28 protein-coding genes and 3 pseudogenes are annotated in these 26,690 nt (G+C 71.9%); 15 read left to right on the top strand and 16 right to left on the bottom strand.

What is annotated here, in order from left to right:
- Positions 1 to 49 precede the first annotated feature (49 nt).
- The 3 genes from ABTW87_RS12895 to ABTW87_RS12885 form a co-directional block, all read right to left on the bottom strand.
- Positions 50 to 1,192, bottom strand: coding sequence for an RNA polymerase sigma factor (locus tag ABTW87_RS12895; RefSeq protein WP_350650992.1), 1,143 nt, complete (start codon positions 1,190 to 1,192; stop codon positions 50 to 52).
- A gap of 4 nt (positions 1,193 to 1,196) precedes the next feature.
- Positions 1,197 to 1,604: a YciI family protein gene (locus tag ABTW87_RS12890; RefSeq protein ID WP_350650991.1), complete on the bottom strand. Its 408-nt coding sequence runs from the start codon at positions 1,602 to 1,604 to the stop codon at positions 1,197 to 1,199.
- A gap of 168 nt (positions 1,605 to 1,772) precedes the next feature.
- On the bottom strand, positions 1,773 to 2,444 hold the full coding sequence (locus ABTW87_RS12885; protein WP_350650990.1) for a DNA alkylation repair protein: 672 nt from the start codon (positions 2,442 to 2,444) through the stop codon (positions 1,773 to 1,775).
- An 87-nt stretch (positions 2,445 to 2,531) separates the two neighbouring features.
- Here ABTW87_RS12885 and ABTW87_RS12880 point away from each other — a divergent pair, with 87 nt between their 5' ends.
- Positions 2,532 to 2,987, top strand: coding sequence for a pyridoxamine 5'-phosphate oxidase family protein (locus tag ABTW87_RS12880; RefSeq protein ID WP_350650989.1), 456 nt, complete (start codon positions 2,532 to 2,534; stop codon positions 2,985 to 2,987).
- 63 nt (positions 2,988 to 3,050) lie between these two features.
- On the opposite strand, the gene ABTW87_RS12875 is transcribed toward ABTW87_RS12880, so the two are convergent.
- Positions 3,051 to 3,935 (bottom strand): sulfotransferase domain-containing protein, encoded by an 885-nt coding sequence (locus tag ABTW87_RS12875; protein ID WP_350650988.1) that lies wholly within the window; start codon positions 3,933 to 3,935, stop codon positions 3,051 to 3,053.
- Between the two features lie 358 nt (positions 3,936 to 4,293).
- Here ABTW87_RS12875 and ABTW87_RS12870 point away from each other — a divergent pair, with 358 nt between their 5' ends.
- The 3 genes from ABTW87_RS12870 (at position 4,294) to ABTW87_RS12860 (ending at position 6,315) form a co-directional block, all read left to right on the top strand.
- On the top strand, positions 4,294 to 4,785 hold the full coding sequence (locus tag ABTW87_RS12870; RefSeq protein ID WP_350650987.1) for a levansucrase: 492 nt from the start codon (positions 4,294 to 4,296) through the stop codon (positions 4,783 to 4,785).
- Positions 4,786 to 4,868: 83 nt separating this feature from the next.
- Complete coding sequence (locus ABTW87_RS12865; RefSeq protein ID WP_350651095.1) at positions 4,869 to 5,516, top strand: phosphotransferase; 648 nt, start codon at positions 4,869 to 4,871, stop codon at positions 5,514 to 5,516.
- A 13-nt stretch (positions 5,517 to 5,529) separates the two neighbouring features.
- Positions 5,530 to 6,315: an SIR2 family NAD-dependent protein deacylase gene (locus tag ABTW87_RS12860; protein ID WP_350650986.1), complete on the top strand. Its 786-nt coding sequence runs from the start codon at positions 5,530 to 5,532 to the stop codon at positions 6,313 to 6,315.
- 36 nt (positions 6,316 to 6,351) lie between these two features.
- On the opposite strand, the gene ABTW87_RS12855 is transcribed toward ABTW87_RS12860, so the two are convergent.
- The 8 genes and pseudogenes from ABTW87_RS12855 to ABTW87_RS12820 form a co-directional block, all read right to left on the bottom strand.
- Positions 6,352 to 7,134, bottom strand: coding sequence for a protein phosphatase 2C domain-containing protein (locus tag ABTW87_RS12855; protein ID WP_350651094.1), 783 nt, complete (start codon positions 7,132 to 7,134; stop codon positions 6,352 to 6,354).
- Positions 7,135 to 7,264: 130 nt separating this feature from the next.
- The gene (locus tag ABTW87_RS12850; RefSeq protein ID WP_350651093.1) at positions 7,265 to 8,017 is read right to left on the bottom strand and encodes a zf-HC2 domain-containing protein; all 753 of its coding nucleotides are present in this window, start codon (positions 8,015 to 8,017) and stop codon (positions 7,265 to 7,267) included.
- Positions 8,018 to 8,126: 109 nt separating this feature from the next.
- Positions 8,127 to 8,687, bottom strand: coding sequence for a sigma-70 family RNA polymerase sigma factor (locus ABTW87_RS12845; RefSeq protein ID WP_350651092.1), 561 nt, complete (start codon positions 8,685 to 8,687; stop codon positions 8,127 to 8,129).
- 221 nt (positions 8,688 to 8,908) lie between these two features.
- Positions 8,909 to 9,388, bottom strand: a complete 480-nt coding sequence (locus tag ABTW87_RS12840) for a YcxB family protein (protein ID WP_350650985.1) — start codon at positions 9,386 to 9,388, stop codon at positions 8,909 to 8,911.
- Between the two features lie 50 nt (positions 9,389 to 9,438).
- A pseudogene (locus ABTW87_RS12835) lies at positions 9,439 to 10,262 on the bottom strand (alpha/beta fold hydrolase).
- A gap of 54 nt (positions 10,263 to 10,316) precedes the next feature.
- On the bottom strand, positions 10,317 to 10,718 hold the full coding sequence (locus tag ABTW87_RS12830) for an MmcQ/YjbR family DNA-binding protein (RefSeq protein ID WP_350650984.1): 402 nt from the start codon (positions 10,716 to 10,718) through the stop codon (positions 10,317 to 10,319).
- Positions 10,719 to 10,836: 118 nt separating this feature from the next.
- A pseudogene (locus ABTW87_RS12825) lies at positions 10,837 to 11,247 on the bottom strand (HD domain-containing protein); the annotation flags it as partial.
- Between the two features lie 184 nt (positions 11,248 to 11,431).
- Positions 11,432 to 12,145, bottom strand: a complete 714-nt coding sequence (locus ABTW87_RS12820; RefSeq protein ID WP_350650983.1) for an MBL fold metallo-hydrolase — start codon at positions 12,143 to 12,145, stop codon at positions 11,432 to 11,434.
- Positions 12,146 to 12,210: 65 nt separating this feature from the next.
- Between ABTW87_RS12820 and ABTW87_RS12815 the strand changes: the two genes are divergently transcribed.
- The gene (locus tag ABTW87_RS12815; RefSeq protein ID WP_350650982.1) at positions 12,211 to 12,774 is read left to right on the top strand and encodes a TetR/AcrR family transcriptional regulator; all 564 of its coding nucleotides are present in this window, start codon (positions 12,211 to 12,213) and stop codon (positions 12,772 to 12,774) included.
- 41 nt (positions 12,775 to 12,815) lie between these two features.
- Here ABTW87_RS12815 and ABTW87_RS12810 read toward each other — a convergent pair whose 3' ends face one another.
- Positions 12,816 to 13,859 carry a P1 family peptidase gene (locus tag ABTW87_RS12810; protein ID WP_350650981.1) on the bottom strand — a complete coding sequence of 348 codons (1,044 nt, stop codon included), beginning with the start codon at positions 13,857 to 13,859 and terminating at the stop codon, positions 12,816 to 12,818.
- Complete coding sequence (locus tag ABTW87_RS12805; RefSeq protein WP_350650980.1) at positions 13,856 to 14,956, bottom strand: DNA glycosylase AlkZ-like family protein; 1,101 nt, start codon at positions 14,954 to 14,956, stop codon at positions 13,856 to 13,858. The genes ABTW87_RS12810 and ABTW87_RS12805 overlap by 4 nt, the downstream gene beginning before the upstream one ends.
- A gap of 94 nt (positions 14,957 to 15,050) precedes the next feature.
- On the opposite strand from ABTW87_RS12805, the pseudogene ABTW87_RS12800 reads away from it, so the two are divergent.
- Together ABTW87_RS12800 and ABTW87_RS12795 are read left to right on the top strand one after the other, a co-directional pair.
- A pseudogene (locus tag ABTW87_RS12800) lies at positions 15,051 to 15,437 on the top strand (hypothetical protein); the annotation flags it as partial.
- A 249-nt stretch (positions 15,438 to 15,686) separates the two neighbouring features.
- A complete protein-coding gene (locus ABTW87_RS12795; RefSeq protein ID WP_350650979.1) occupies positions 15,687 to 16,112 on the top strand; it encodes a VOC family protein in 426 nt (141 codons plus the stop codon).
- Positions 16,113 to 16,125: 13 nt separating this feature from the next.
- Here the strand turns inward: ABTW87_RS12795 and ABTW87_RS12790 are convergent, their stop codons facing one another.
- Positions 16,126 to 16,911 carry a FadR/GntR family transcriptional regulator gene (locus ABTW87_RS12790; protein ID WP_350650978.1) on the bottom strand — a complete coding sequence of 262 codons (786 nt, stop codon included), beginning with the start codon at positions 16,909 to 16,911 and terminating at the stop codon, positions 16,126 to 16,128.
- Positions 16,912 to 17,048: 137 nt separating this feature from the next.
- Between ABTW87_RS12790 and ABTW87_RS12785 the strand changes: the two genes are divergently transcribed.
- From ABTW87_RS12785 to ABTW87_RS12750, 8 genes are all read left to right on the top strand, one after another.
- On the top strand, positions 17,049 to 18,335 hold the full coding sequence (locus tag ABTW87_RS12785) for an ABC transporter substrate-binding protein (protein ID WP_350650977.1): 1,287 nt from the start codon (positions 17,049 to 17,051) through the stop codon (positions 18,333 to 18,335).
- Between the two features lie 93 nt (positions 18,336 to 18,428).
- Positions 18,429 to 19,376 (top strand): carbohydrate ABC transporter permease, encoded by a 948-nt coding sequence (locus tag ABTW87_RS12780; protein WP_350650976.1) that lies wholly within the window; start codon positions 18,429 to 18,431, stop codon positions 19,374 to 19,376.
- Positions 19,373 to 20,188 carry a carbohydrate ABC transporter permease gene (locus ABTW87_RS12775; RefSeq protein ID WP_350650975.1) on the top strand — a complete coding sequence of 272 codons (816 nt, stop codon included), beginning with the start codon at positions 19,373 to 19,375 and terminating at the stop codon, positions 20,186 to 20,188. The genes ABTW87_RS12780 and ABTW87_RS12775 overlap by 4 nt, the downstream gene beginning before the upstream one ends.
- A 4-nt stretch (positions 20,189 to 20,192) precedes the next feature.
- Positions 20,193 to 21,341: a galactonate dehydratase gene (dgoD, locus tag ABTW87_RS12770; protein ID WP_350650974.1), complete on the top strand. Its 1,149-nt coding sequence runs from the start codon at positions 20,193 to 20,195 to the stop codon at positions 21,339 to 21,341.
- A 5-nt stretch (positions 21,342 to 21,346) separates the two neighbouring features.
- The gene (locus tag ABTW87_RS12765; RefSeq protein WP_350650973.1) at positions 21,347 to 21,982 is read left to right on the top strand and encodes a bifunctional 4-hydroxy-2-oxoglutarate aldolase/2-dehydro-3-deoxy-phosphogluconate aldolase; all 636 of its coding nucleotides are present in this window, start codon (positions 21,347 to 21,349) and stop codon (positions 21,980 to 21,982) included.
- Positions 21,982 to 22,935 (top strand): sugar kinase, encoded by a 954-nt coding sequence (locus ABTW87_RS12760; RefSeq protein WP_350650972.1) that lies wholly within the window; start codon positions 21,982 to 21,984, stop codon positions 22,933 to 22,935. Before ABTW87_RS12765 ends, ABTW87_RS12760 begins: the two co-directional genes overlap by 1 nt.
- A gap of 21 nt (positions 22,936 to 22,956) precedes the next feature.
- Positions 22,957 to 24,186 carry a D-mannonate dehydratase ManD gene (gene manD / locus ABTW87_RS12755; protein WP_350650971.1) on the top strand — a complete coding sequence of 410 codons (1,230 nt, stop codon included), beginning with the start codon at positions 22,957 to 22,959 and terminating at the stop codon, positions 24,184 to 24,186.
- The gene (locus ABTW87_RS12750) at positions 24,176 to 24,715 is read left to right on the top strand and encodes a gluconokinase (protein WP_350650970.1); all 540 of its coding nucleotides are present in this window, start codon (positions 24,176 to 24,178) and stop codon (positions 24,713 to 24,715) included. The genes manD and ABTW87_RS12750 overlap by 11 nt, the downstream gene beginning before the upstream one ends.
- Positions 24,716 to 24,726: 11 nt before the next feature.
- Here ABTW87_RS12750 and ABTW87_RS12745 read toward each other — a convergent pair whose 3' ends face one another.
- A complete protein-coding gene (locus tag ABTW87_RS12745; RefSeq protein ID WP_350650969.1) occupies positions 24,727 to 26,613 on the bottom strand; it encodes a transketolase in 1,887 nt (628 codons plus the stop codon).
- Between the last annotated feature and the right edge of the window lie 77 nt (positions 26,614 to 26,690).

The following is a 26,690-nucleotide window of genomic DNA, read 5'->3' as shown; positions in this document are numbered from 1 at the left end:
CAGGCCGCACTCGCGATCCGGGACAGCGGTTGACGTACGACGTGGGCGGTCAGCGGTCCCGGGTGTTGAGCCGGGCGGCCTGCCGCGTCAGGTGGTCGCGCTCGGCGAGGTTCGGGGCCGCTCGGGCCGCCTCGGCGTACAGGCGGGCGGCCGTCGCCAGGTTGCCGTCGCGTTCGTGCAGGTACGCGGCCACCGCCGGGTAGCGCGGCAGCGAGTCGTCCAGCGCTGCGAGCGCCGCCAGCCCGGCGCGCGGACCGTCGGCCTCGCCGACGGCGACCGCCCGGTTCAGCCGGACGACAGGGCTGTCGGTCAGGCGCGTGAGTTCGTCGTACCACTCGACGATCTGCACCCAGTCGGTCTCCTCGGCGGTGGGCGCGTCGGCGTGCAGCGCCGCGATGGCGGCCTGGGCCTGGAACTCGCCCAGCCGGTCACGGGCCAGGGCCGCCTGCAGGATCTCGATGCCCTCGGCGATCGATGTGGTGTCCCAGCGGCGACGGTCCTGCTCGGCGAGCGGCACCAGGCTGCCGTCGGACGCGATCCGGGTGGCGCGGCGGGCGTGGTGCAGCAGCATCAGGGCGAGCAACCCCGCCACCTCGGGGTGGTCGATCACGGCCGCGAGCTGCCGGGTGAGCCGGATGGCCTCGGCGGCGAGGTCGATGTCGCCGGAGTAGCCCTCGTTGAAGACGAGGTACAGCACGCGCAGCACGGTGGCGACGTCGCCGGGCCGGTCGAAGCGTGCGCCGGAGACGGTGCGCTTGGCCCGGCTGATGCGCTGCGCCATCGTCGCCTCGGGTACGAGGTAGGCCTGGGCGATCTGGCGCGTGGTCAGACCGCCGACCGCGCGCAGCGTGAGCGCGACCGCGGACGACGGCGTCAGGGACGGGTGGGCGCACCGGAAGTAGAGCTGGAGCGTGTCGTCGACCGCGGGCGCGGGCCCGGGCGGCGGCTCCTCGTCGACGAGGTTCTCACGCCGGCGGCGGGCGGCATCGGCCCGGGCCGCGTCGAGGAACTTCCGCCAGGCCACCGTGACCAGCCAGCCCTTCGGGTCCCGTGGCGGATCGGTCGGCCACCCGCGGAGCGCCTCGACCAGCGCGTCCTGCACGGCATCCTCGGCCGCCGCGAAGTCGGCTCCGCGGCGGACGAGGATGCCGAGCACGGTCGGCGTGAGGCTCCGGAGCAGGGCCTCGTCCATCAGGTCACTCCGTGATGGTGGGCGGCGCGGTCAGGAAGGGCCGCAGCTCGAGCCACTCGTGGATGGGCTTCCCGCCCGCCCCGGGAGCGGCCGACAGCTCGCCGGCCAGCTCGAGGGCACGCTCGTAGCTGTCGACGTCGATCACCATCCAGCCGGCGATGAGGTCCTTGGTCTCCGCGAACGGGCCGTCGGTGACCGGTGGGCGTCCGTCACCGTCGTACCGGACGAACGTCCCCTCCGGTGCGAGCGCCTGACCGTCGACGAACTCGCCGGTCTTCTCGAGCCGGGCGGCGAAGTCGTGCATGTACTGCACGTGCGCCGAGATCTCCTCCGGCGTCCACCGGTCCATCGGCACGTCGTTGACCGCAGCCGGAGCGCCCCGGTAGTGCTTGAGCAGCAGGTACTTGGCCATCCTGGTTCTCCTCGTGCTGGTGCGACCCGATCGGGTCACGTTCAACCCGGGGACGGAGCTGGATCCGCGTTCTCGACATCCCTGCCCGACCTTTTTTTCGCGATCTCGAAGGCGGCACCGGAGCAGGGCGGCGCGGTCTGCGGCGCTCCCGCCGCGTCCGGCATCGGGCTAGTTGCCGTGCTGGCGGCGCACCATCTCGTTGATCCAGACGGGTGCGAACGGTGACGTGCAGCCGGGAGAGGTCGGGTAGTCCTTGAGCACCGCCAGACGCTCGCCGATGTCGATCGCCCGCGCCCGGTGCTCGGCGTGTTCGATCCCGATCTGCGCCAGGCAGTTGTTCATCGCCCACTGCAGGCGATTAGGGGCGCCCTTCATCTCCGCCTCGATGACGTCGAGCAGGCCCGCGAGGTCGAGGCCCTCCGGCTTCCGCGCCACGCGCTCGGCCGTCAGCGCCCAGCCGGCACTCGCGACCACCGGATCCGGATCGGCGGACCAGGCCCGGCGCAGCTCCTCGGCGTGCGGGTTCTTCCTGACCACATAGTTGACGAGCCAGTCCTGCACCTTCGGGGCGCGTGCCGCGCGCAACATCCCGTCCAGCTCGTCACGCCCGAACGCCTTCGGACGGCAGATCAGGATCGCCAGCAGCCGCGCCGCCGTGTCGCCGGTCTCCCAGAGCTGGCACGCGAGGTCCTGCTGCGTCTTCAACCGCTTCGCGACCGCGCGCAGCCGGCTGAGATTCACCCCGTGATCGTCGCCGTGTCGCTCGTTGACCTCGCGTGCCCGCGGATCCTCCAGCCCGGCCAGCTCGACCATCACCTCGGCCAGCGTCGTCTCGGCCACCTCGACCTCCCGCCCGTCACCTGCCTGATGCAGCCTACGACCGCTGTCGGCTGCCGGTCGTGCTCGGGCTGGTGCCACCATGTGCGTATGACGGCATGGCGGGACGTCGAACGGGCAGAACCGGAGTTCGCGCAGCGCGTACGGGCGCTTTTTGACGCTCACCGGCACAAGACCATCGCCACCCTGCGGGCCGACGGGTCGCCGCGGATCTCCGGAATCGAGGCGGTGTTCGAGGACGGTGAAATCCTCTTCGGTTCGATGCCGAACGCGCGCAAGGGCGCGGATCTGCTTCGGGATCCACGCTTCGCCCTGCACAGCGCCACGGTGGACCCGGTCGAGGGCTCGGAGGCGACCTGGCCGGGAGAGGCGAAGATCTCCGGTCGGGCGACGGCTGCCGGACCAGCCACCGGGGGACCGGACGGCGACCGCTTCCGGGCCGACATCGCCGAGGTCGTGCACACCCACCTCAACCAGGAGGCGACGATGCTCGTCGTCGAGTGGTGGACCCCGGCGCGCGGGCTGCGGAGGATCGAGCGCGGCTGACAGCGACGCGCTCGGGTGCCGTCGTCCGGCCGGACGACGGCACCCGAGGCCGGTGAGTGGCTGCTATCCCCCGAGCGCGCCGGGAGACTGGTCGCGTGCGGGGTAGCCGAGGACCTCCACGAGATCGCCCGTCGTCGCGGCGAAGGCCTCGTAGATGTCATCGTCGAAGTGATTGCGCCAGTCGCCGGCCTTGCCCTTGCGGTAGTGGGAGATCTGGCCTGAACTTTCCCGGTCCTTCCGCATTTTCGAGAAGCTGTAGCGGGAGAGGAGCGCCTCCAGCTCGGACGGCGGCAGGGCGATCCCGCAGTGCCGCATCAGCTGGTCCATTTCCTTCAGCTGGTGTTCGCCGGTCAGGTTCTCGTACCGAAAGAGGCGGACCTTCTCGGAACTCGGCGCAACTGCCCACGATCGGAGCTGCTTGAAGGTGTATCGCTCGGAGAGGCGGTTGATGACGTACAACAGCCCTTCCTTCTTCGGCTTCTCCTGGAGGATCTTCCGCACCTGGGGGATGTCTCCCATCGGTGCGTGGGAGTTGCGAAGGGAGTAGTAGCTGGAAACGACGATGTCGCGCGGGTCCCGAATGACGAAGAAAGCGCGATGGTTGTCGGGCTTGACGATCTGCTGAAAGCGCGGATACGAGTGGAAGAGCGCCAACGCCGCCCGGCCACGCGGGACGAGCGGGAGGGGGCGCCGCTTGTAGAAGCGCGGGTCGAAGGGCAACAGCCCGGAATAGCGATAGACGACAGGATCGCTGAACAAGGCCTTGATCCACTGGCTGCCGGTCTTGTGGACCGTGCAGTGGTAGACGTTGTCGAACTCGCACCGGGCGACCACCGGAACGGTGAGCCGCATTCTTGCGTTGTGCGTTTCGAGTTGTGCGCGCCGTGCCAATCTGCGAATGTCGTTGGGCGAGTGGTGCTTGACGAACCCGACGGCTCGATTGATCATCGTCCAAACCTTATCCGTGGCCTGCGAAGCAGGGAGATCTCCGCCTCTTGTTCACGTGGACCGTGTCGGTGAAAGATCCAGGCTTCGCCTTCTCCATCCGGTACGCCGACATGCCGCTAGGAATATCGCGTATGGTCCTATTAATGTCAATCCTTGCGGTGCGTAGCTGGCCGGTAGCGCGTCGACCCGCGACGTCCCGCCCCGTTGGTACCACCGATCGCCCCCGCGCCGAAGGCGCTGCCGAAGTTGGCGTCGGGATCGGCGCGGCCCGACGGTCGCTGCGGCAGTGGTCCGGGTGGTGTTAGATGAGCGGCCAGGACTGGCGGGACGAAGGGCGCGGGGGCGGATGGACACCACGGTGACGGAGCCGGTGCGGGCGTACGTCGAGGCGACCGGACAGCGGTTGCAGGGCGACGGCTGCGAGGTGAAGACCGAGGACTGGGGCGGCGTGCCGGTGCTGGTCGGTTACCGCAGCGACTTCAAGCTCAGATGGATGGCCACCAAGCTGCACCTGTTCACCATCGCCGCACCGGCGGCGCTCATCACGGCCAGCGCGGTGGAGACATTCACCAACTCGGCGCTGGACTATGTGCTGGCCCGCAAAGGGCAGCTGCGCGGCCTGCAGAACGGGGTCGCCGTGTTCCCGGCGCTGGTGGGCACCCAGATCGAGCCGCCGGCGTCGGCCTGGGCGCAGGAGAATCAGCGGGTGCGGTTCGCGGCGCTGGCGCGCCCGGTCGTGGTGGACGCCAGCACCGGGACGGCTGCCTGCTTCCGTGGCAACGCGGCGCTCGGCTTCGTCTTCGCCGCCCACCTCCGCCGCAAGCTGGACACCTACTTCCCGGCTACCTGATTCCCTGATCCGGCAGAATCGTGAACCTTCCCGATGACCACGGCGAACGCCGAGGCGGGGGTCGCCGATACCGTCGTGGGGTGATGATCCCGCTGGCGTCCGGTCGAGAGGCAGACGTCTTCGCCATCGACGAGCAGCGGGTTCTTCGTCGCTACCGCGACGGCGGCGACGTCGCGGCCGAGGCGCGGATCATGGCGTACGTGGGCGGCTTCGGCTTCCCGGTGCCGGCGGTGTACGACGCGCACGGCAGCGACCTCGTGATGGAGCGGCTCCACGGGCGCACCATGCTGGCGGCGTTCCTCGCCGGTGAGCTCGACGCGGTGGCCGGGGCCGTCTGCCTGGCCGATCTGCACCGCCGACTCCACGCGTTGCCGCCGCTGCGGGGCCGACGCGGGGACGTCGCGATCCTGCACCTCGACCTGCATCCGGAGAACGTCATCTTGACGTCACGAGGACCGGTCGTCATCGATTGGCGCAACGCCACCGAGGGGCCTCCGGACCTCGATGTGGCGATCTCCGCGGTCATCCTCGCCGAGGTGGCCACCGAGGTTGCGAACCCCCTGGCTCCGGCGGCCGCCACGCTGCTGCACGCCTTCCTCGACCGCGTCGATGGTGATCCGCTCACCGCCCTCGACCAGGCTGTGGCGATGCGACGCGACAACCCGACGCTGACCGGGAGCGAGCGGGAGCGACTCGGAGCCGCCGCCGCCCTGATCAGTGGTCGTCGATAGGAGGGAGTCTCGCATGGATGCTCTGTGGCGTCGTGCCGCCGACCTTCTCGGCGACGCCCGGCGGGTCGTCGTCTTCACCGGCGCCGGGATCTCCGCCGAGAGCGGTGTGCCCACCTTCCGGGACGATCTCACCGGTTTGTGGGCGCGCTTCGACGCCGCGCGGCTCGCCACCACGGAGGCGTTCCACGCCAACCCGGACCTGGTCTGGGGGTGGTACGAGTGGCGGCGCGCCCGGGTGCGGTGCGCCGAACCCAACCCGGGGCATCGGGCCATCGCCGCCATCGCGGACCGGGTGCCCGGCAGCACGGTCGTCACCCAGAACGTCGACGACCTGCACGAGCGGGCCGGCACCCGGGACGTCATCCACCTGCACGGCAGCCTCTTCACGCCGCGCTGTGCGGCGGCGGGTCACCCGGCGAGGTTCGAGGACGTTCCGGCCGGCGAGGCTGCGCAGCCCGACGAGGGCCGGCGGATCCCGCCGCCGCGATGCGCGTTCTGCGGGTCGCCCGTCCGCCCGGGTGTGGTGTGGTTCGGGGAGGCGTTGCCGGAGGCGGCGCTGGCCGCCGCGGTCGAAGCCGCCGCGGCCTGTGACCTGCTCCTGACGGTCGGCACCTCCGGGGTCGTTTACCCGGCCGCGGAGATTCCCCGGATCGCGGCCCGCTCCGGCGCCACCGTGATTCAGGTGAACCCGGAGCCGACCCCGCTCGACCGGGTCTGCGCCGTCAACCTGCGGGGCACCGCGGCAGGTGTGCTTCCGTCCCTGGTCGCGGCTGCTTGGCGGACAGCCCGGGGGAGCTGACGGTCGTCCCGCGAGCGGGCCGGAGGACCGCGCCGGTCAGGCCCCGTCGAGGTCGGTGCAGTACGCGACGGACGCGTCGTCCGCGCGCACCCCGGTCCGCGCCTCCGCCTGCCGGACCCGCCGGATGACCTCGGCGGGGCCGCTCGACGCCAGCACGGCCAGCGCCCCGGGCCAGTCGGTCAGCCCGAACCGGTCCACGATGCGGCTGGCCCCGTTGCTGAGCAGGGCGGCGCCGGCCAGCTCGGCGACCGGGCAGCTTCCGGTGGTCGCCTCGTCCGCCGCTCGGGGGTCGTCCTTGGCCAGCCAGAAGCCGCCCGGACGGTTCCGGTTGGCGCGCAGATCTCGCAGGAGCCGGTGGTACTCGTCGCTGCCCGCGACGGTGGCCTCGACGGCCGCCTGGTACGACCGGCTGATGACCACCTCGCGGGGGTCGGTGACGACGAGCGGATCGCCGTCCGTCCGGTCCAGCACGACGAACGAGTCACCGAGCACCAGGTAGTCGACGAGTGCGCCGCACCGGCGCAGAACGGCCACGGTGGCCGACGGGCTGACCGGGTTGGTGACGTCGCAGGTGTCCCGGTGATCGTCGGTCACCCGGTCGATGGCCTCGGCGAGCAGCGCCGGCAGGCTGCGGTCGGGCGTGAGCGACAGGAGGCCGAGGAGGGTGCCGCCCAGCCGGGTGGCGTACCAGGCCACGCCGTGCCGGCAGATCGCCTCGGTGCCGGGGATGCCGGCGCCGTCGACCAGCACCACTGCCGTAGGCACGGCGCCGGTGAAGTCCTCGTTCACGCGGCCGGGCCGGGCCGCGGCGCTCGCCATCGTCACCCGCACGGCACACCTCCCGAACCGAACGCGTCGATGCTGTCACATGATCGAACTGTCCTCCGGCCATGACTGCGACTCGTCGAGCGGGCGCGACACGGTAGGGAGGGTCGGCGAGCGGTCAGGCTCAGGCGGCTGTGCGGTCCCGGTGGTGGGCCGAACCCGGGTACGGCGGGGGCAGCAGCCGCAGGGCGGGTGCCGTCGTCTCCTCCTCCGCCGGGATACGCCAGCGGGGTCCGTCGGGGCGGGCCCGGGTGGCGGGGCCGCCCGGGCGCAGGCCCGGCCGGGACATGGCGACCACGATCGCGTAACCGGCGAGCAGGATCGCGTGGCTGACCAGGCGTGCGGTGTCCACGCGGCCGGTCACCAGGTCGTTGATCGACAGCAGCACCAGCGTGCCGACGAACGCGCTCAGCGTCGGCACCAGCCCGGTCGGCGGGGTCCGGCGGGCCGCCACGAACAGGAAGCCGGCACCGACGGCCACGTTCCAGGCGGCCGCCTCGTGCCACAGGTGCCCGGACGCCAGCGGGCCGCCGGCGTGGATGTGCGGGCCGGCAGCACCCCGGCCGATCTGCACGAGACCCAGGACCACCTGCAACGCCCCGATGAGCCCGAGCGCCGCTCGCAGGGTCAGCGCCAGGCGCTCCCGCCACGGCCGCCGCGCCCGCTCGGGCAGCGCGGCCAGGATCACGTCGGTGAGGTCGGGGCCGGTCACGCTTACCGACAGCCGGGCCCGGCGGGTCACCGCCGCCGCCTGGTCGAACCACGCCCGGCACTCGCCGCAGCCGGCCAGGTGGGACTCGGCCGCCGTACGCTCGGCGGGCGTCTCCTCGCCGTCCAGCTGCGCCGACAGCACCTCACGCCACTGCTCACACCCCATGTACCGGTAGTCGTACCGGCGGCGGCGTTGGTTCCCGCGACCGGTGCGGCACTCGTCACGCCGCCGCAGGTCGCGGGCCCTCGGCGGGACGGCGGTGTCCCTCGACGGCTCAGCCGGCGGCGCCACCCCGGGTCCGCGGGCCGGGTCGCGCGTTCACGGCGGCGACCAGGTCCTCGCGGGCGCGGGCCACCCGGGACCGGATCGTCCCCACCGGGCACCCGCACACCTCCGCCGCCTCGGCGTAGGACAGCCCGAGGACCTGGGTGGCGACGAAGGCCTCCCGCCGGTCGGCCGGCAGCCCGGCGACGAGCCGCTCCAGCGCGACCTGCCGGTCGAAGCCGCTGCGAGCCGGGTCCGCGGCGTCGTACGAGTCCGACATCGGCACCGTCCGTGGACGCGACGTCGCTGCCCGGACGTGGTCGACGGCGACCCGGCGGGCGATGCTGAGCAGCCACGTGCGCGCCGAGGAGCGCCCCGCGAACGACGGAAGTGACCGCGTCGCGCGCAGGTAGGTCTCCTGCGCCAGGTCGTCGGCCTCGGCCGGTGAGATCAACGTGGCGAGGAAGCGGCGGACCTGCTGTTGCGTCGCCCGGACGAACGAGGCGGCGGCGTCCCGGTCACCCCGGCCCGCGTCGAGCGCCCACGCGGTGACCTGCGCGTCGTCTACCACCTGGGGCACCTCCCGATCGTCGTCCTACTACCTCCAGTAGTAGTCCCGACCGTAGCCTACGGCACTCGTAGGTCGCTGGTCACCGGACAGATACGGAATGCACCCGGCCCCGGATCATTCACAGCGGCCGCACATTCACCGCACAGCCGTTCCGGCGCCGACAGCGGTGACGGCAGCCGCAGGCACGATCGGCGCGCCGCACTGATCGGCGTACCGACTCGTCAGCCGGCGGCGGGCTGCAGACCGCTGACGAACGCGGCGAACGTGGCCCGCTGCTCCTCGGTCATCAGATCCTTCGGGATGGTGACGGCCTGCATCTTGCCGAACATGACGTACCAGGCCTCAGGGGTCTCGGTGGCACGGTCGAGGCCGCTCCACCGGAGTCGCGACTCAGCGAGCGGATTGGTCAGAGTGACCCACTCGTCGTCCAGCGTCAGGTGGAACCCCTTCCGGATCACGTCCGACTGCATGCGCATCGACTGAGCCACCGTGATCGGTTCGATCGTGAACGCGAACAGCAGCCCGAGGACCAGCGGAACGTAGGGCAGCGCCGACGACGGGTCCAGCGCCACCAAGGCCAGACCGACGACGGCCAGCACCCCACCCAGGATGCGGAGGGGCTTCATCTGCGGACGGAGAATGAACTGGAGGGTGCGCCGGAGCTGCTTCTCGTCGTAGGGGACCCACATGGAGATCTGCACCGGCGAATCCTAGGCCGTCACGGGTGTCCCTGTGTGTGCCAGACGGGGAGTCACATCGTGGCCGGCGAGGTGAGCCACCGGTGCAGCGTCGTGGCCAGTCGTACGGGCTGGTCCAGGTGGACCAGGTGGCCCGCTCCGCCGATCAGCGCGAGCCGAGCGCCCGGGATGAGCTGGGTCAGGCGGTGGGCGCGGTCGACCGGTATCCACGTGTCGTTCTCACCCCACACCACCAGGACCGGCAGGTCCAGACGTGGATAGAGCCCTTCGATCTCATCGGTGTGGACCTGGTCCGCCTGCGCGATCTGCCGGTAGAACGCCGCCTGCCCGTCGGCGCCGAGCCAGGGCGAGACGAGGGCCTGCATCTGCTCCGGGGTCAGGCCGACGTGACTGGCTCCCGCGAGGTAGGCGCGGAGCGCCCCTTCGTGCACGGCGCTCGGGAGCGCGCCGAAGACCTCGGCGTTGTCGCGGACGAGACGGAAGAAGTCCGAACCCCAGGGGGCCAACGCCACGACGTCGACAAGCGCCAGCGACGCGAATGCAGCCCCGTGCAGGAGATGGGCCCGCAACGCGACGGCGCCGCCGTAGTCGTGCGCCACCACGTGCGGGGACCGCAGCTCCCAGTACGCGAGGAGATCGGCCAGCAGCTCACCCTGGAGATCCAGCGACACCCGTGATCGGGATTCTTGGAGGACCGTCCGTAGCCGGGCATGTCCCAGAGGTGGACCGTGAACTCGTCGCTCAGCGCCTCGGCGAACGGGCCCCACAACTGCGAGGACCACGGCGTCCCATGGCAGAACACGACGTCGGGCCCGGAGCCCGTGCGACGCCACCGCACTTCCCGCCCGCGCCACTCGAACACATCCGTCAGATCCATCCGGCCAACCCTGCCAGACGCGACCGGGGCACCGCGCCGATGCGCTACGTGGGCCTACTGCTCGGCCCGGCTCAGACCCGCGGGCAACGTGCTGTCGTCGACGTCACCGACGAGGGATTCCGGGGCGCGCATTCGCCAGGCGTCGGTGACCAGCTCGGTCAGGCGAGCCACGCCCACCCGCTCCAACCGCACCATGACCAGGGGCAGCCCGTCGTACGCGGGCGTGGTGAAGAACAGCTCCGGCTCGCCGAGGAGCAGCGCCTGCTTCTCCGCCTCGTCGCCGACGTACAGCACCGCGATGTCGGTCCGGATGCGGCGCGGCTTGCCGGGGACGCGCTCGGGATAGGACCAGACGAAGCCCTTGTCGCCGACCCGGAAGTCGAAGCCCTCGCTGTCGATCTCGACCACGTGCGGCAGCGCCAGCGCCAGCCGGCGAACGTCGTCGGCGTCAGCCATCGAGATCACTCCCGGAAACCGCGCCCTGCATGGCCACAGCCTATCCGCCGCACCGCCGCTGACGGCGCGCACAGCCGACGACGACCGGACGGTCACCGGCTACCGAAGGGCGAACGGCCTACTGCGGCGGCGGGGGAGTCAGCCAGGCGAGGGGTTGCCCGTTGAGGGCGGCGTCGGCGAGTCGGTGGGCGCTGGCGGTCTTGAGCGCCGCTCGTGAGCTGTCGATCCAGCGCTGGACGTTGTCGATGCCCTGATGCCGGTACTCGACTGCTTGGACGAGGCATTCCAGCTTGTCGGCGTCACGCGCGACGACGGCTTCGAGCGTCTCGCCGGCTTCGTACTCCGCGACGGCGGCGGTGATGACGTCGACGACGGCGGGCGGGCAGCCGGCGACCTGGTCGGCGGTGACGGCGGTGTTGGGTACGGCGGTGAGGTAGCGCTTGGCGATGTGCGGGATGTCGGTGATCCGGGTTTCCTGGGTGTCGTGCAGGACGCACAGCATCGACACCCGGGCTGGGTCAGCACCTTCCGACCAGGAGGACCCAGCGGGGTGCGCGATCCGTGAAGTCGAGGAGGAGACGGGCTGGCGACCGACCGAGCCGTCACCGCCGTCCTCCAAGCAGGTCCGCCAGCACAAGCAGGCCCACCTGAGAACGAGCAGCCCCGGGTCCGGGTCCGCCGGCTGCCGCTGTGACGGTAGGGGAGGCGCGTGGTCAGTTGGCCGCGGCGCGGTACGCGGCGAGCAGCGCCGGCACCCCTCCGGTCCACGGCGCGCCGTGCCCCGGAACGACCCAGTCGGCTTCGATGTTCTCCACTCGGGTCAGCGCTTCGGCGGCGGCGGTCGGGTCGTCGGTGAACGGTGCGGGCTGCGGTCCGGTCGTCCCGGTGAGCACGTGCCGGGTGGTGAGTGCGTCGCCGACGAACAGCGCGCGTACGGCGGGCACGTGCACGGCGACGCTTCCGGGGGAGTGCCCGGGCAGGCTGATGATGCGCGGGGCGCCGGGCAGGGGCAGCACGTCGCCGTCGCGGAAGACGTTCACCTCGGTCGGGTGCCGGGTCTTCAGGCCGCCCTTGCCGGCCGCGTACGCGAGGAACCGAATGGTTGGCGCGAGCCGGACCTTTCCCCAGGCGGGCTTGGTGCTCTCCGCGCCGCGCGCGCGGGCGGCGTCGGCCTCGTGCACGTACACCGGGACGCCGTTCTCGGCGCGCAGCCGCTCGGCGAACCCCAGGTGGTCGGTGTCGCCGTGGGTCAGGACGATGCCCCGCACGTCGTCGAGGTCGCGGCCGGCGGCGCGGAGTTCGGCGCGCAGCTCCTTGTAGTGGCCGGCGAGGCCGGCGTCGATGATCGTGACGCCGTCGGGAGTGATGATCAGGTGGACGGCGACGATGTCGTTGCCGATGCGGTGGAGGCCGGGTGTAAGTTCCATGATGGCTACTATAGTTAGCCATCATGGCTACGAGCAATAGCCATGGGATCCGGAGGGAGGTGTCGGTGCCCACACCCGAGCGCACCACGACCGAGGCGATCATCGCCGCGGGCCGGGCGATCGTCGAGGACGGAGGGCTGGACGCGCTCACCATGCAGGCCGTCGCGGCCCGCGTCGGCGTGCGCGCCCCGTCGCTCTACAAGCGCGTACGCGACCGGGACGAACTCGTCCGGCGAATCGTCGAGGCGACCGTCGAGGATCTTGGCGCCCGGCTCCGGGCCGCCGCCGAAAGCACGGGCAACGACCCCGGCGAGGCGCTCGTCCGGCTCGCGCTCGAGCTGCGCTCGTTCGCCCACGAGCGGCCCCACGGCTACCGGCTCGTCTTCGGCCCACTACCGCCCGGCGCACGCGCCGAACCCGACCTGCTCGCTCGGGCGAGCGCCCCGGTGCTGGACGCCGCGCGGCGACTGGCCGGTGCGGAGCACGCGCTGGAGGCGGCACGCACGGTGACGGCGTGGGCGAACGGGTTCCTGTTCATGGAACTCGCCGACGCGTTCCGGCTCGGCGGCGACGTGGACCGGGCGTACGCCTGGGGTGCCGCACGGATCGTCGACGCGATCGCCCGCTGACGGCGCGCGACCGGCTCCGCCGCCGGGCGCCCCGGCCGCGATCAGGCCGGCGCGGTCAGCCGGCCGGCCGCGGCCAAGCGGCGGACCACGGCCGCGTGCGGTACGGCGTGGCTGGTGCGCCCGCCCGGGCCGCGCGTGGTCGTGGCGGTGACCAGCGAGTTGAGCAGCGCCTCCTCGACCGAGTCGAGAACGGCGGCGAAGATGGGGTTGATCTGCGAGTCGGGAATCAGGGGCCGGTCCGGTGGTGCCGTGCTGAACGCGATCGCATAGTCGCCGCTGCCGTTGCTGTACGACGCGCCGACCCGGCCCATGGCGAAGATGGCCCGCCGGGCGAGGCGACCGAGCTGCCGGGCGTCCAGGGGCGCGTCGGTGGCCACCACGATCATGCAGGAGTTGCCGGCCGGCTCGGCCCGGTCGGCGGCCGGGATCAACTCCGCGACCGGCATCGGGACACCGAGCACGGTCAGCACGCCGCCGAAGTTGGACTGGGTGAGGGCACCCACCGTCACCGGGTCACCGGCTCCCGGCACCACCCGGGACGCGGTGCCGATCCCGCCCTTGTACCCCAGGGCGGTGGTGCCGGTCCCGGCGCCGACGCAGCCCTCCGCCGGCGGATCGGCGGACGCGCCGTCGACGGCGTCGAGCACGTGCCCCTCGGTGATCGGACGCCGGCGGATGTCCGAGAGGTGCCCGTCGTTGGTCTCGCCCACCAGAGGGTTGAACGACACGCGGTCGGGCCGGCGCTCCATCAGCCAGGTGAGCAGCGCGTCCGCCGCCCGGAACACCGACAGCGTGGCGGTGAGGACGATCGGCGACTCCAGCACGCCCAGCTCGTCCACCTGGGTCGAGCCCACCAGCTTCCCGTAACCGTTGCCCGCGTACACGGCGGCGGGCAGGGACCAGCGCCCCGGACCGAGCTGGCTCGGCACCACCGCCGTGACCCCGGTGTGCAGGCCACCACCGTCGTCCACGGTGGTGTGACCGACCAGGACGCCGGGGACGTCTGTGACGGCGTTGTGCGGCCCGGTGGGCAGCGGCCCGACGACGATGCCGAGGTCGCGGGCGCGGCGGAGCCGCTGCGTCATCGCGTTGCCCTCGTGGCCCACCGCACCTCGAGGCGGAGCCATCGGGCGAGGTCCTCGACCTCGGCGCGGACCGCGTCGGCCAGGTCGGAGGAGAAGGGCACGTCCTCGTGCACGGCATTGACGACCAGGGCACCGGCCTTGCGGTCGGCGGTCGCGTCCAGCTTGCCGACGAGCCGGTCGTCGTGGACGACGGGGAGCGCGAAGTAGCCCCACCGGCGCTTGGCCGCCGGCTTGTACATCTCCAGGACGTACTCGAAACCGAAGAGCTGCTCCGCGCGGACCCGGTCGTGGATCAGCCGGTCGAAGGGCGAGAGCAGCGCGGTCCGCCCCTGGAACGGCAGCCCGACGTACGCCGGGTCAACCCGCCAGGTGCCCGGCGTGCCCTCGACGACGACCTCCTCGCCGGCGTCCCCGACGTACGGTGACTCGCCGGGGATCTGCGGGCCGGCTGCCCGGGCGATGCCGAGCGCCGCGAGCCGACGCTCGTTGCGGAGCCGGACGGCGACGTCGTGATCGAGGACCGGCAGGTCGGCCGGGTGGACGCGCTCCGGAAGGTCCCAGTAGCGCTCCCGCCCCTTGCGGCCGGAGATCGCGACGTGCCCGCGCAGTGCCATGGCTTCGAGCATCCGGGTGACGTTGCGGTTGTTGTTCCAGCCCGACGACGGCCACGGCACGACGCTGGTGTCCGGGATGTCGCGGGACAGCAGCGGCCCGTCGCGCGCCAGCAATTCCAGGACGTCGCGGCGGAAGGGCTCGTTCGCCTCCAGCCACGCCCGTGTGGACGGGTGCGCCGGGGTGCCACGGGCCTCCGCGATCACGGCCGGCAGGTCGCGCGGGGACCGGATGTAGGCGACGGTCTCGACGAGCGTGCGGTCGGTCTCGACGGCCCGGATCAGGGCCGCCGGCTCGTACGTCGAGCCGAGCCGGCTCCACAGCACGAGGTCGGCGCTCGGCGCGACGGCGGCGGTGGGGTCGATCTGCAGCAGGGTCAGGCGCTCGACGACGTCGACGAGGCCGGTCGGGCGGGGCGCGTCGAGCAGTTGCGCGTGGAGCGCAACGCGACGGGCCTCGTCCTTCGTCAAGCGCGGGACGGCCATCCGCAGACCCTAGCGCCCCGCGCCGACGGAAACCGACCGCCGGTGCCGCGCAGGGCACGAGGTTTCCGCATCCGGCGCCCGGGAAGCCAGCGGCATGGCCGAGACCTTCGCGGATCAGGACCTCGCGACGCTGCGGTCCATCGCACGTGGCGCCGGGATACCGGACACCGAGCGCATGCCGCACGACGAGCTTGTCGACATGCTGCGCCGGGCCGGACTGGCCGAGCCGGACGGCCGGCCGATCGACGCCGAACCGGCCGGGACCGGCGGATACCACGCACGAGGGGTTGGACGCCGTGAGTCCGCCGGCGGACCCGCCGCGCAGACCGGAGCTGTGAACGTGGAACAGCCGACCCAGGACCCGGCCGGGCTCTCCGGGCTGCCCCGCAGCGACCTCTCGCTTGGCGACCGGAGCACGGGTGGCCGCGCCGCCGAGGAGGCGGCCGGCGCCCGGCGCGGCGAGACGACGATCGACGACCGGGCCCAGGACGCACGGGGTGTGCTGGGCGAGAACCAGGATCCGGCCCGGTTGTCCGAGATGCCCCGCAGCGGCCTGGACCTCGGTGACGAGAGCACCGGCGGGCGGGCGGCCGAGGAGGCGATCGGCGCCCGGCCCGGCGAGTCCGGCACCGAGATCGACGACCGCACCCAACGCTGATCCGCCGGTCGGCTCTCAGACGGCGCGCGGTGGGCGGAGGCGGTAATCTCACGCGGTCTGGAGGTGACCGTCGTGGTCGATCGGGAGCGGGTGCCGACGCTGTGCCAGGTGGTGCTCGACTGCACCGATGCCCGGGCTCTCGCGGAGTTCTACCGGTCCCTGCTGGGCCTGGTCTACCGGCCCGGTGACGAGCCGCCGGAGACGGGCGTCGACGAGCGTGGGCGCGACTGGCTCGTGCTGAGGACGCCCGGCGGCGGGCCCCAGTTGGCGTTCCAGCAGGTCGACGAGTTGCCGGAAGCGACGTGGCCGGACCATCGGGTGCCGCAGCAACTGCACCTGGATCTGACCGTGTCGTCCGTCGCGGAGCTCGAGGAGCAGCACGAGCGCGTCCTGCGCCTCGGCGGTCGGCTGCGCTACGACCGGATCGACGACCCGGAGGAGCCGCTGCGCGTGTACGCGGACCCGGCCGGCCACCCGTTCTGCGTCTTCGTCGGGTAGCAAGCGGCGCGGCTCAGGGCCGCAGCAGGACCTCGCTGTCGCCCACCGTCGGGTCGGTGGCCTGCTCCCAGATCGCCTTCATCTCGTCGAAGGCGTGCTCCATGATCTCCACCATGGCGCTGCGGGCTCGCTCGCCGTCGCGCCGCTGGATCGCCTGGGCCACGTCGGCGTGCAGTTGGAGCGCCTGCTCGTGCGGGTGGTGTGGCATCAGGTTGTAGTGGTGCCGGCCGCTGAGCACCTCGGCCACCAGGTCCTGGAGCCGGACGAACATCTCGTTGCCGGACGCGGCCAGGATCCGCCGGTGGAACTCGATGTCCAGGCGCAGGAACCGCTCCTCGTCGCCGGCCTTGCCGGCGGCCCACATCTTGGCGGCGAGGCCGACCAGCTCGCTCGCCTCGTCGTGGCCGATCCGCTCGGCGGCCAGCCAAGCGGCGTGCGGCTCCACCGCCGTCCGCAGCTCGGTGATCGAGCGGATCTGCGCGATGCGGCCGGCCGAGGCGAGCCGCCAGCGGATCACCTGCGGGTCGAAGACGTTCCAGGCGTCCGACGCGCGGATCATCACGCCGACGCGGCGACGCGTCTCGATGAACCCGATCGACGCGAGCACCCGCAGCACCTCGCGGACCACCGAGCGGGACACCGCGTACCGGTCGACCAGCTCGTCGATGTTGAGGATCGAGCCGGGTGGGAGCTCGCCACCGCAGATGGCGGTGCCGAGGTGATCGAGGACGCGTGCGTGCAGCCCGGCCTCGGCAGGGGCGTTCTGGGCGGCTGCGCCCCCGGAGGAGTACCGTTCCACGCCTCGGAGCATATCAGTTAGATCAACCTCTTGAATAAGTCTGCTTTTTCGCCCTAGCATCCGGACGTTAAGCGGATGTAAACACCGAGGTAGCGCCCTCACCAGGGGCAGCGACCGGGACCGAAGGAGAGACAAGCGTGCGACGTCGATTGATATTCGGCACTTCTCTGGCCGTGGTCGCCGCCATGGGCCTGGCCGCCTGCGGTGGCGGGGACGGCGGCAGCGGCTCCGACACGCTCCGCGTGACGCTGGTCAACCACGTCTGGACGGAGAACATCAAGAAGGCCCTGCCGGAGTTCGAGAAGCAGACCGGCCTCAAGATCGAGGTCACCCAGCTCGGTGAGGACCAGCTGTCGGACCAGTACAACGTCAAGCTGAACGCCGGGTCCAGCGACATCGACGTGATGATGTACCGGCCGCTGCAGGAGGGGAAGCTGTTCGCCAAGAACAGGTACCTCGCCGACCTGACCGACAAGGCCAAGTCGGACAGCGCCTTCGAGATCGGCGACTTCCAGTCCGGTCCGGTCGACGCGACCACCTACGAGGACAAGCTCGTCGGCGTGCCGATCATCACCGAGCAGGAGGTCCTCTACTACCGCAAGGACCTGCTGGAGAAGTCCGCCTTCACCGCCCCGCCGAAGACGCTCGACGAGCTGAAGGCGCAGGCGGCAAAGGTCGAGGCGGACAACCCGGGCGTGGCCGGCTTCGTGGCCCGCACCGGCAAGTCGGCCGCGGTAACCCAGTTCTCCAGCTTCCTGTACAGCTTCGGCGGTGACTTCGTCGACGCCGGCGGCAAGGCGTCGGTCAACACCGAGCAGGCCAAGCAGGCGTACGCCTACTACGGCGGCCTGCTGCGCGACCACGGCCCGGAGAACATCAGCACCGACATGAGCTGGTCCGAGGCGATGGCGATCTTCACCCAGGGCAAGGCCGCCTTCTACACCGAGGCCAACTCGCTCTACAAGAACGCCACCGACCCCGCCAAGTCGAAGGTCTCCGAGACCGTCGGCTTCGCCACCTTCCCGGCCGGCCCCGCCGGCTCGAAGCCGTACAACGTCCCGTCCTGGGCGCTCGGCGTCAACGACGCGTCCAAGAACAAGGACAACGCCTGGAAGTTCATCCAGTGGGCGGCCGGCAAGGAGCAGGCGCTGGAGCAGCAGAAGGCCGGCGTCCCCGGCGCCCGTACCTCGGTCTGGGAGAACCCGGAGGGCACCGCGACCTACCCGGCGGACCTCGCCGAGGCCACCAAGGTCAGCACCGCCAACGGCATCGGCCACGACCGCCCGCTGGTCGTGAAGGTCGCCGAGGCGCGCGAGATCGTCGGCCAGCCGATCGTCGACGCGATCACCGGCAAGGACGCGGCCGCCTCCGCGGACACCGCGAACGAGGCGTTCCAGAAGTTCCTCGACGACGAGGCGAAGTAACCCGACCGCGGGTGGCGGGGCCGGCCGGCCCCGCCACCCGCGCCGGACCCTGGCCGCACTGAGACCTGGCCGCCCTGAGACCCCGGAGACCTCATGTCAGCCGTCACCACACCAGTCACCAGATCGCCGGAGGCCCGTCCGACGCCGACGGAACCGGCCTGGTCGCGCTGGGCCAACGCGCACCGCAAGTGGCTCTTCGCGGCACCCGCCATGGCGTTCGTCGCCGTGCTGATCGTCTTCCCGGTGGCGTGGACGGGGTGGCTGAGCCTCACCGACGCCGAGGGCTCGGTCCGCGCCGAGAGCGAGTTCATCGGCTTCCAGAACTACCTGGACGTGCTCACCGACACCGACCGGTTCTGGCCGGCGGTGTGGCGCACCGCCCTCTTCACCGGCGTCGTGCTCCTCGTCGAGGTCGTGCTCGGCATGGCGATCGCCCTGCTGCTGTGGCGGCCGTTCCGGGGCGAGAAGTGGGTCCGGGTCGCCATCCTGCTGCCGCTCGTGGCCACCCCGGTCGCGGTCGGCATGATGTGGCGGCTGATCTTCGACCCCAACATCGGCATGGCGAACCAGCTGCTCAGCTACGTCGGGATCGGCCCGCAGCCGTGGCTGTCCGGGCAGAGCTCGGCGCTGCCGACGACGATGTTCATCGACATCTGGCAGTGGACCCCGATGGTCGTGCTGATCCTGCTCGCCGGCCTGACCTCGCTCTCCGACGAGCCGCAGGAGGCGGCGCTGATCGACGGCGCCAGCACCTGGCAGCGGTTCCGGCACGTCACCCTGCCGCTGCTGATGCCCACCGTGATCGTGGCGATCCTGCTGCGCGGCATCGACGCCCTGAAGACGTTCGACATCCTCTACGCCACAAAGGGCCGCGGCGGCGGGTCCTTCCACGAGGTCGAGACCCTCAACGTGTACGCGTACGGACTGAGCTTCGACTACAACGACTACGGCGTCTCATCGACGGTCCTCATCATCTTCTTCCTGATCATCATCGGGGTGATGTGGGCCCTGACCTACCGCAAGAAGGGGCTGGACCGATGAAGCCGAGCAGGCCGTTCAGGGTCTTCCGGGCGGTGGCCCTCGTCGTCGTGGTGTTCGCGCTGGTCGCGCCGCTGCTCTGGATGGTCGCCGCGTCGCTCAAGACCAACGTCGACATCTACGACCCGGCGAAGACGTTCGCCTTCTCGCCCACGCTCACCAACTACGACACCGTCCTCCAGCGGGCGAACTACGTCCAGTTCATCGGCAACAGCCTCTGGGTGGCGCTCGCGGCCACGGTGTTCTCGCTGATCCTCGGTGTGCCCGCCGCGTACTCGATGAGCCGCTTCAACATGCGCAAGTCGGCGCTCGTGGTGCTGATGGCCCGGGTGATCCCCGGTGTCTCGCTGCTGGTGCCCTGGTACTACGTCTTCTCGAACCTGCAGATGGTCGGCGGGTACACGGTGCTGATCCTCAGCCACATGTTCGTGTCGCTGCCGCTGATCGTCTACATCATGATGGGCTACTTCGACGGCCTGCCCACCGAACTCGAAGAGGCGGCGCTCGTCGACGGCCTGACCCACATCGGCGCCTTCCGGCGGATCACCCTGCCGCTGTCGGTGCCCGGCGTCGCCACCGCCGGCATCCTGTCGTTCATCTTCTCCTGGAACAACTTCATGTTCGCCCTGGTGCTCTCCGGCGCCGACACCAAGACGCTGCCCGTGGCGATCTTCGACTTCGTCGGCTACGCCAGCATCGACTGGGGCGGCCTGATGGCGGCGGCCACCGTGGTCACCCTGCCGATCATGGTGATCGCCCTGTTCGTGCAGAAGTACATCGTCTCCGGCCTCACCGCCGGCGCCACGAAGGGCTGAGGCCATGACGACGATCGCGCGGGTGGAGACGTTCCTCGTCGCACCCCGCTGGCTCTTCGTCCGGGTGGAGACCCTCGACGGGACCGTCGGCTGGGGCGAGGCGACGTGCGAGGGGCGCTCGGAGACGGTGCGCACCGCCGTCGAGCAGCTCAGCGAGCTGCTCATCGGCCGGGACGCGCTGCGCATCGAGGACCACTGGCAGGTGCTGACCAAGGGCTCGTTCTACCGGGGCGGGCCGATCCTGGCCAGCGCCGTCGCCGGGCTCGACCAGGCGCTGTGGGACATCGCCGGCAAGCACTTCGGCGCCCCGGTGCACCAGCTGCTCGGCGGCCCGGTCCGGGACCGGATCCGGGTCTACGGCTGGGTCGGCGGCGACGAGCCGGCCGAGGTCCGCGACCAGATCAGCGCCGCCGTCGAGAGCGGGCTCACCGCGGTGAAGATGAACGCCGCCGGGCGGATGAGCGCCGTCGCCTCGGTCGCCGAACTCGACGGCGTGGTCCGGCGGGTCGCCGCCGCCCGCGAGGTGCTCGGCGACGAGCGGGACGTGGCGGTCGACTTCCACGGCCGGTTCAACCTCGCCAGCGCCCGCCGGGTCGCCCCGCTGCTCGAGCAGTTCCGGCCGTTCTTCCTGGAGGAGCCGGTGGTCCCGGAGAACTCGCACCTGATCGGCGAGTTCGTCCGCTCGACCACCACGCCGGTGTCGACCGGGGAGCGGCTGTACAACCGGCAGGAGTTCCTGCCGGTGCTGCAGGCCGGCATCGCGGTCGCCCAGCCGGACCTCTCGCACGCCGGAGGCATCACCGAGGTACGCAAGATCGCCGCGCTCGCCGAGGTGTACGACGTGCAGCTCGCCCCGCACTGCCCGCTCGGGCCGATCGCGCTCGCGGCCTGCCTGCAGGTCGGCTTCGCCACGCCGAACTACCTGATCCAGGAACAGAGCATCGGCATCCACTACAACCTCGGCGCCGAGGTGCTCGACTACTGCCTCGACAAGACCCCGTTGACGTTCGTCGACGGGTACGTCGAGCGGCTCACCGGTCCCGGCCTCGGCATCGAGATCGACGAAGACGCGGTGCGGGCGGCGGACAGGCGCGGCCACGCCTGGCGCAGCCCCACCTGGCGGCACCGCGACGGCTCCTACGCGGAATGGTGATCCGAATGACCGTCAACCTCACCGCCGAACTCGCCGACGCCCGCATCCTGGCGGTCATCCGCGGCACCAGCGCCGACGGCGCGATCGCCGCCGGCACCGCGTTGCTGGAGGAGGGCGTACGCCTGGTCGAGGTCGCCCTCACCACACCGGACGCGGCACGGGCCGTCGAGGCGCTGCGCGCCGTCGCGCCGGCCGGGTCGCTGGTCGGCGCCGGCACCGTCCTCACCGCCGCCGACGTCGCCGACGTGGCCGCCGCCGGCGCGCAGTTCGTGGTGACGCCGGCCGTCGTCGAGTCGATCGCCGAGGCCGCGCGCCGAGGCCTCCCGGTCGCCGCCGGGGCCCTCACCCCGACCGAGGCGTACACCGCGATGCGGCTGGGCGCGTCGGCCGTCAAGCTGTTCCCGGCGTCGGTCGGCGGTCCGGCGTACCTCAAGGCGGTGCGCGACCCGTTCCCGGACATCCCGTTCGTCGCGGTCGGCGGCGTCGGCCTGGACGACGTGCCCGGCTACCTGGCGGCCGGGGCGATCGCCGTCGGCGTCGGCGGACCGCTGGTCGGCGACGCCGCGTCCGGCGGCGACCTGGCCGCGCTGCGGGCCCGTGCCCGCACCTACCTCACCGCCGTCCGGGAGCCGGCCCGCTGATGACCGCACCGGACCTGCTCACCTTCGGCGAGACGATGGTGTCGATGCGCTCGGCCGGCCCGCTCGCCGCCGGCGGGCCGCTGACCATGCACCTGGCCGGCGCCGAGTCGAACGTGGCCGTGGGCGTGGCCCGGCTGGGCCACCGCGCCGCCTGGGTCGGCCGGGTGAGCACCGACGAGTTCGGCGAGTACGTGCTGCGCCAGCTGCGGGCCGAGGGGATCGGCGTCGACGGCGTGGTCCGGGACCCGGACCGGCCGACCGGCCTGATGTTCCTGGAGCAGCGCACCGCCGACCTGACCCGGGTGCAGTACCACCGGGCCGGGTCGGCCGGGTCCGCGCTGCGCGCCGACGACCTGCGCCCGGCGCTGGCGGCCGGCACCCGGATGCTGCACCTGACCGGGATCACCCCGGCGCTGTCCGACACCGCCCGGGAGGCCACCGAGTGGGCGGTCGAGGCCGCCGCGGCGGCGGGCGTCCCGGTGTGCCTCGACGTCAACCACCGCGCCCGGCTCTGGACCCGGGACCGGGCCCGCGAGGTGCTCACCCCGCTGGCGCGGCGCGCGTCGGTCGTCATCGCCTCCGCCGACGAGCTGGACCTGGTCGGTGACCCGGGGGCCGACGAGGCACGCGTGGTGGCGGACCTGCTCGGCCGGGGCGTGCGGACGGTCCTGGTGAAGCTGGGCTCGGACGGCGCCCGGGCGCACACCCCCGACGAGACCCGTTACGCCGGGGCGGTGCCGGTGACCGCGGTCGACGCGGTGGGCGCCGGCGACGCCTTCACCGCGGGCTACCTGTCCGGATGGTTCGACGGGCTCGACCTGGCCGGGTGCCTGCGCCGTGCGACGACGCTCGGCGCGTTCGCGGTCGCCAGCCGGGGCGACTGCGAAGGGCTGCCCCGCCGCTCCGAACTGTCCCTCCTCGACGGCCACGAAACCGGAAGCGTTCTCCGCTAGCCACTGAAGAAAGGCCACCCCGTGAAGATCGCAGCTGCCGACGTCATCGTCACCAGCCCGGACCGCAACTTCGTCACCCTGAAGATCACAACCGACGACGGCGTCGTCGGCCTCGGTGACGGCACCCTCAACGGGCGGGAGCTGTCCGTCGCCTCGTACCTGCGCGACCACGTCGTCCCGCTGCTGATCGGGCGGGACCCGCACCGCATCGAGGACACCTGGCAGTTCCTGTACCGCTCGGCGTACTGGCGGCGCGGCCCGGTGACCATGGCCGCCATCGCCGCGGTCGACGTCGCCCTGTGGGACATCAAGGCCAAGGCCGCCGGCATGCCCCTCTACCAGCTGCTGGGCGGCGCGTCGCGGACCGGCGTCATGGCGTACGGGCACGCCTCCGGCCGGGACCTGCCCGAGCTGTTCGACTCGATCCGCCGGCACCTGGCCGACGGCTTCCGGTCGATCCGGGTGCAGACCTCGGTGCCGGGCATCAACGCGGTCTACGGCGTGGCCGCGCAGCCCAGCGTCGACGGCAAGCGCTACGACTACGAGCCGGCGCAGCGCATCCCGCTGCCGGCCGAGGAGGACTGGGACTCCCGCGCGTACCTGCGCCACCTGCCCGGGGTGTTCGAGGCGGTGCGCAACGAGTTCGGTCCGGAGCTGCCGCTGCTGCACGACGCCCACCACCGGTTGACGCCGATCCAGGCCGCGAAGCTGGGCAAGGCGCTCGAGCCGTACGACCTGTTCTGGCTGGAGGACTGCACCCCGGCGGAGAACCAGGAGGCGCTGCGGCTGGTCCGCCAGCACACCACCACCCCGCTGGCCATCGGCGAGGTCTTCAACACCGTGTGGGACTACCAGACGCTCATCCGGGAGCAGCTGATCGACTACGTGCGTTCGGCCGTCACCCACACCGGCGGCATCACCGCGATGCGCAAGCTGCTCGACTACGCCGCGCAGTACCAGATCAAGTCGGGTATCCACGGGCCGACCGACATCTCGCCGGTCGGCATGGCCGCGGCGCTCCACCTGGACCTGGCCATCCACAACTTCGGCATCCAGGAGTACATGCGGCACGGTCCCCTCACCAACGAGGTGTTCCGGCAGTCGTTCACATTCGACGACGGCTACCTGCACCCGGGCGAGCAGCCCGGCATCGGTGTCGAACTCGACGAGGAGGCCGCCGCGCGGTTCCCGTACGTCCCGGCCTACCTGCCGTTCAACCGGCTCAAGGACGGCACCGTCCATGACTGGTGACCGGCCACCGACCCGGCACGTCGTCGTGATGGGGGTGTCCGGGTGCGGCAAGACGACCGTCGCCCGGCTGCTCAGCGAGCTGACCGGCCTGCGGTTCGTGGAGGCCGACGAGTTCCACTCCGAGGCCAACGTGGCGCGGATGCGCTCCGGCGTACCGCTGGACGACGCCGCCCGCTGGCCCTGGCTGCGCGACCTCGCCGGCTGGATGACCGCCCGCCACCGGGAGGGTGTGTCCACGGTGCTGGCCTGCTCCGCGCTCAAGCGTTCCTACCGCGACGTCCTGCGGCAGGGACCGCCGAACGTGGAGTTCGTGCACCTGGACGGGCCGACCGAGGTGATCCGCGAGCGGATGGCGACGCGGACGCACCCCTACATGCCGGCGAGCCTGCTCGACTCCCAGGCGGCCACCCTGGAGCCGCTCGGGCCGGACGAACGCGGCCCGGTGCTCGACCTCCGGCTGCCGGCGGAGGCGCTCGCCCCGCTGGCGGCCGACCGGCTCGGCCTGCCGCTCGCCGTCGGGGGCGGCTGAGCGGGCCCGGCTCACCGGCCCCGGAGCAGGGTGCGGGCGGCGGCGGCGATGTGGTCGGCGTCGATACCGGCCCAGGCGAACAGCTCCGCCGTCTTACCGGAGCCGGGCATCCCGCGTACGGCCAGGTGGGCGACGTGCGGCGGGGACGCTCCGGCGGCGAGCAGGGCGTCGGTGACCGCTGACCCGAGCCCGCCCTCCGGGCGGTGGTCCTCGACGATCACCAGGCGCCCGCCGGTGGCGGTGGCGGCGTCCACGAGGGTGGCCGTGTCGATCGGTTTGACGGAGTAGCAGTCGATGACCCGGGCGCGGACGCCCTGCTCGCCGAGGACGTCGGCGGCGCGCAGGCACTCGTGGACGGTGACCCCGGCCCCGATCAGGGCGACCTCGTCGCGGTCGCTGCCGCGCACGACCTTGGCTCCGCCGATGGGGAACATCTCACCCGGCGGGTAGAGGACCGGGTAGGCGCCGCGGGTGGTCCGCAGGTAGCTGATGCCGGGCAGCGTCGCCATGGCCTCGACGAGGGCGACCGTGCCGGTGGCGTCGCTGGGGTAGAGCACGGTCGAGCCGTGTGTCGCCCGGAGCATGGCGAGGTCCTCCAGCCCCATCTGGGAGGGGCCGTCGGCACCGACCTCGATGCCGGCGTGCGAACCCACGAGGCACAGGTCGACGCCGGAGATGGCGCCCATGCGGATGAAGTCGTGCGCCCGGGTCAGGAACGCCGCGAACGTGGAGGCGAACGGGCGGTACCCGCTCACCGCCAGGCCGGTCGCCGCCGCGACCATCTGCTGCTCGGCGATGAACATCTCGAAGAAGCGGTCGGGATACGCCTCGGCGAACTTGTGCGCGCGGGTGGAGTCGCTGACCTCGCCGTCGAGCGCCACCACCCGCTGGTCCCGGCTGCCGAGCGCCTTGAGCGCGTCGCCGTACGCGTTGCGGGTGGCCACCTTCTCGCCGACGGTGTATCGCGGCGGTTGCGCGGGCGCGGGCAGGGCCGGCCGGCGGATCTCCGGCGCCGCTGCCGGGACCGGGCCGCGCAGGACCAGGTTACGTACGCCGCCGAGTTCGGCGACGGCCCGGTCGGCCTGGTCGGGGGGCAATTGCTTGCCGTGCCAGTCGGGCCGGTCGGCGATCTCGCCGAAGCCGTACCCCTTGACGGTGCGGGCCAGGACGACGGTGGGCCGGTCACCGGTGGGGTCGCCGGCCGTGGCCAGCGCCGAATCGACGGCGGCCAGGTCGTGGCCGTCCACGACGATCGCGCGGGCGCCGAAGGCCTCGACGCGGCGGGCGTACGCGTCCAGGTCCCAGCCCAGCTCGGTGGGGCCGCGCTGGCCGAGGCGGTTGACGTCGACGATCGTGACGAGGTTGGCCAGCCGGTAGTGCGCCGCCTTGTCGAGCGCCTCCCAGATGGATCCTTCGCTCATCTCGCTGTCGCCGCACAGCACCCAGACCCGGTACGGGTACCGGTCCAGGTACCGGCCGGCGAGGGCGACGCCCACCCCGTCGGGCAGTCCCTGACCCAACGAGCCGGTCGCCACGTCGACCCAGGGCAGCGCCGGTGTGGGGTGCCCCTGCAGCCGCTGCCCGAACCGCCGGTAGCCGGTGAGCAGCTCCTCTTCGGAGACCACCCCGACGGCCTTGAAGACGGCGTAGAGCAGGGGAGAGGCGTGCCCCTTGGAGAAGATCAGGTGGTCGTTGCCGGCGGCCCTCGGGTCGTCCCAGTCGTACCGCAGGTGCCGCGTGATCAGCACGGCGAGCAGATCGGCGGCCGACATGCTGGACGTCGGGTGGCCCGAGCCGGCGCTGGTGCTCGCGCGGATCGAGTCCACGCGCAACTGCGCGGCCAGGTCGGCGACGGTGTCCAGGTCGGCTCCCGCCGTGACGGTCGACGTTGTCGTCATCGTGGTTGCTCCATCACCTGAGCCACGCTAGACGAGCGGACCGCCGCAGATGGCCGGATAGCACTACTTTGTCGGCA

The organism is Micromonospora sp. NPDC126480 (assembly GCF_040302465.1).
Lineage (GTDB): Bacteria > Actinomycetota > Actinomycetes > Mycobacteriales > Micromonosporaceae > Micromonospora.
This window is presented reverse-complemented; position numbering and strand designations above follow the sequence as displayed.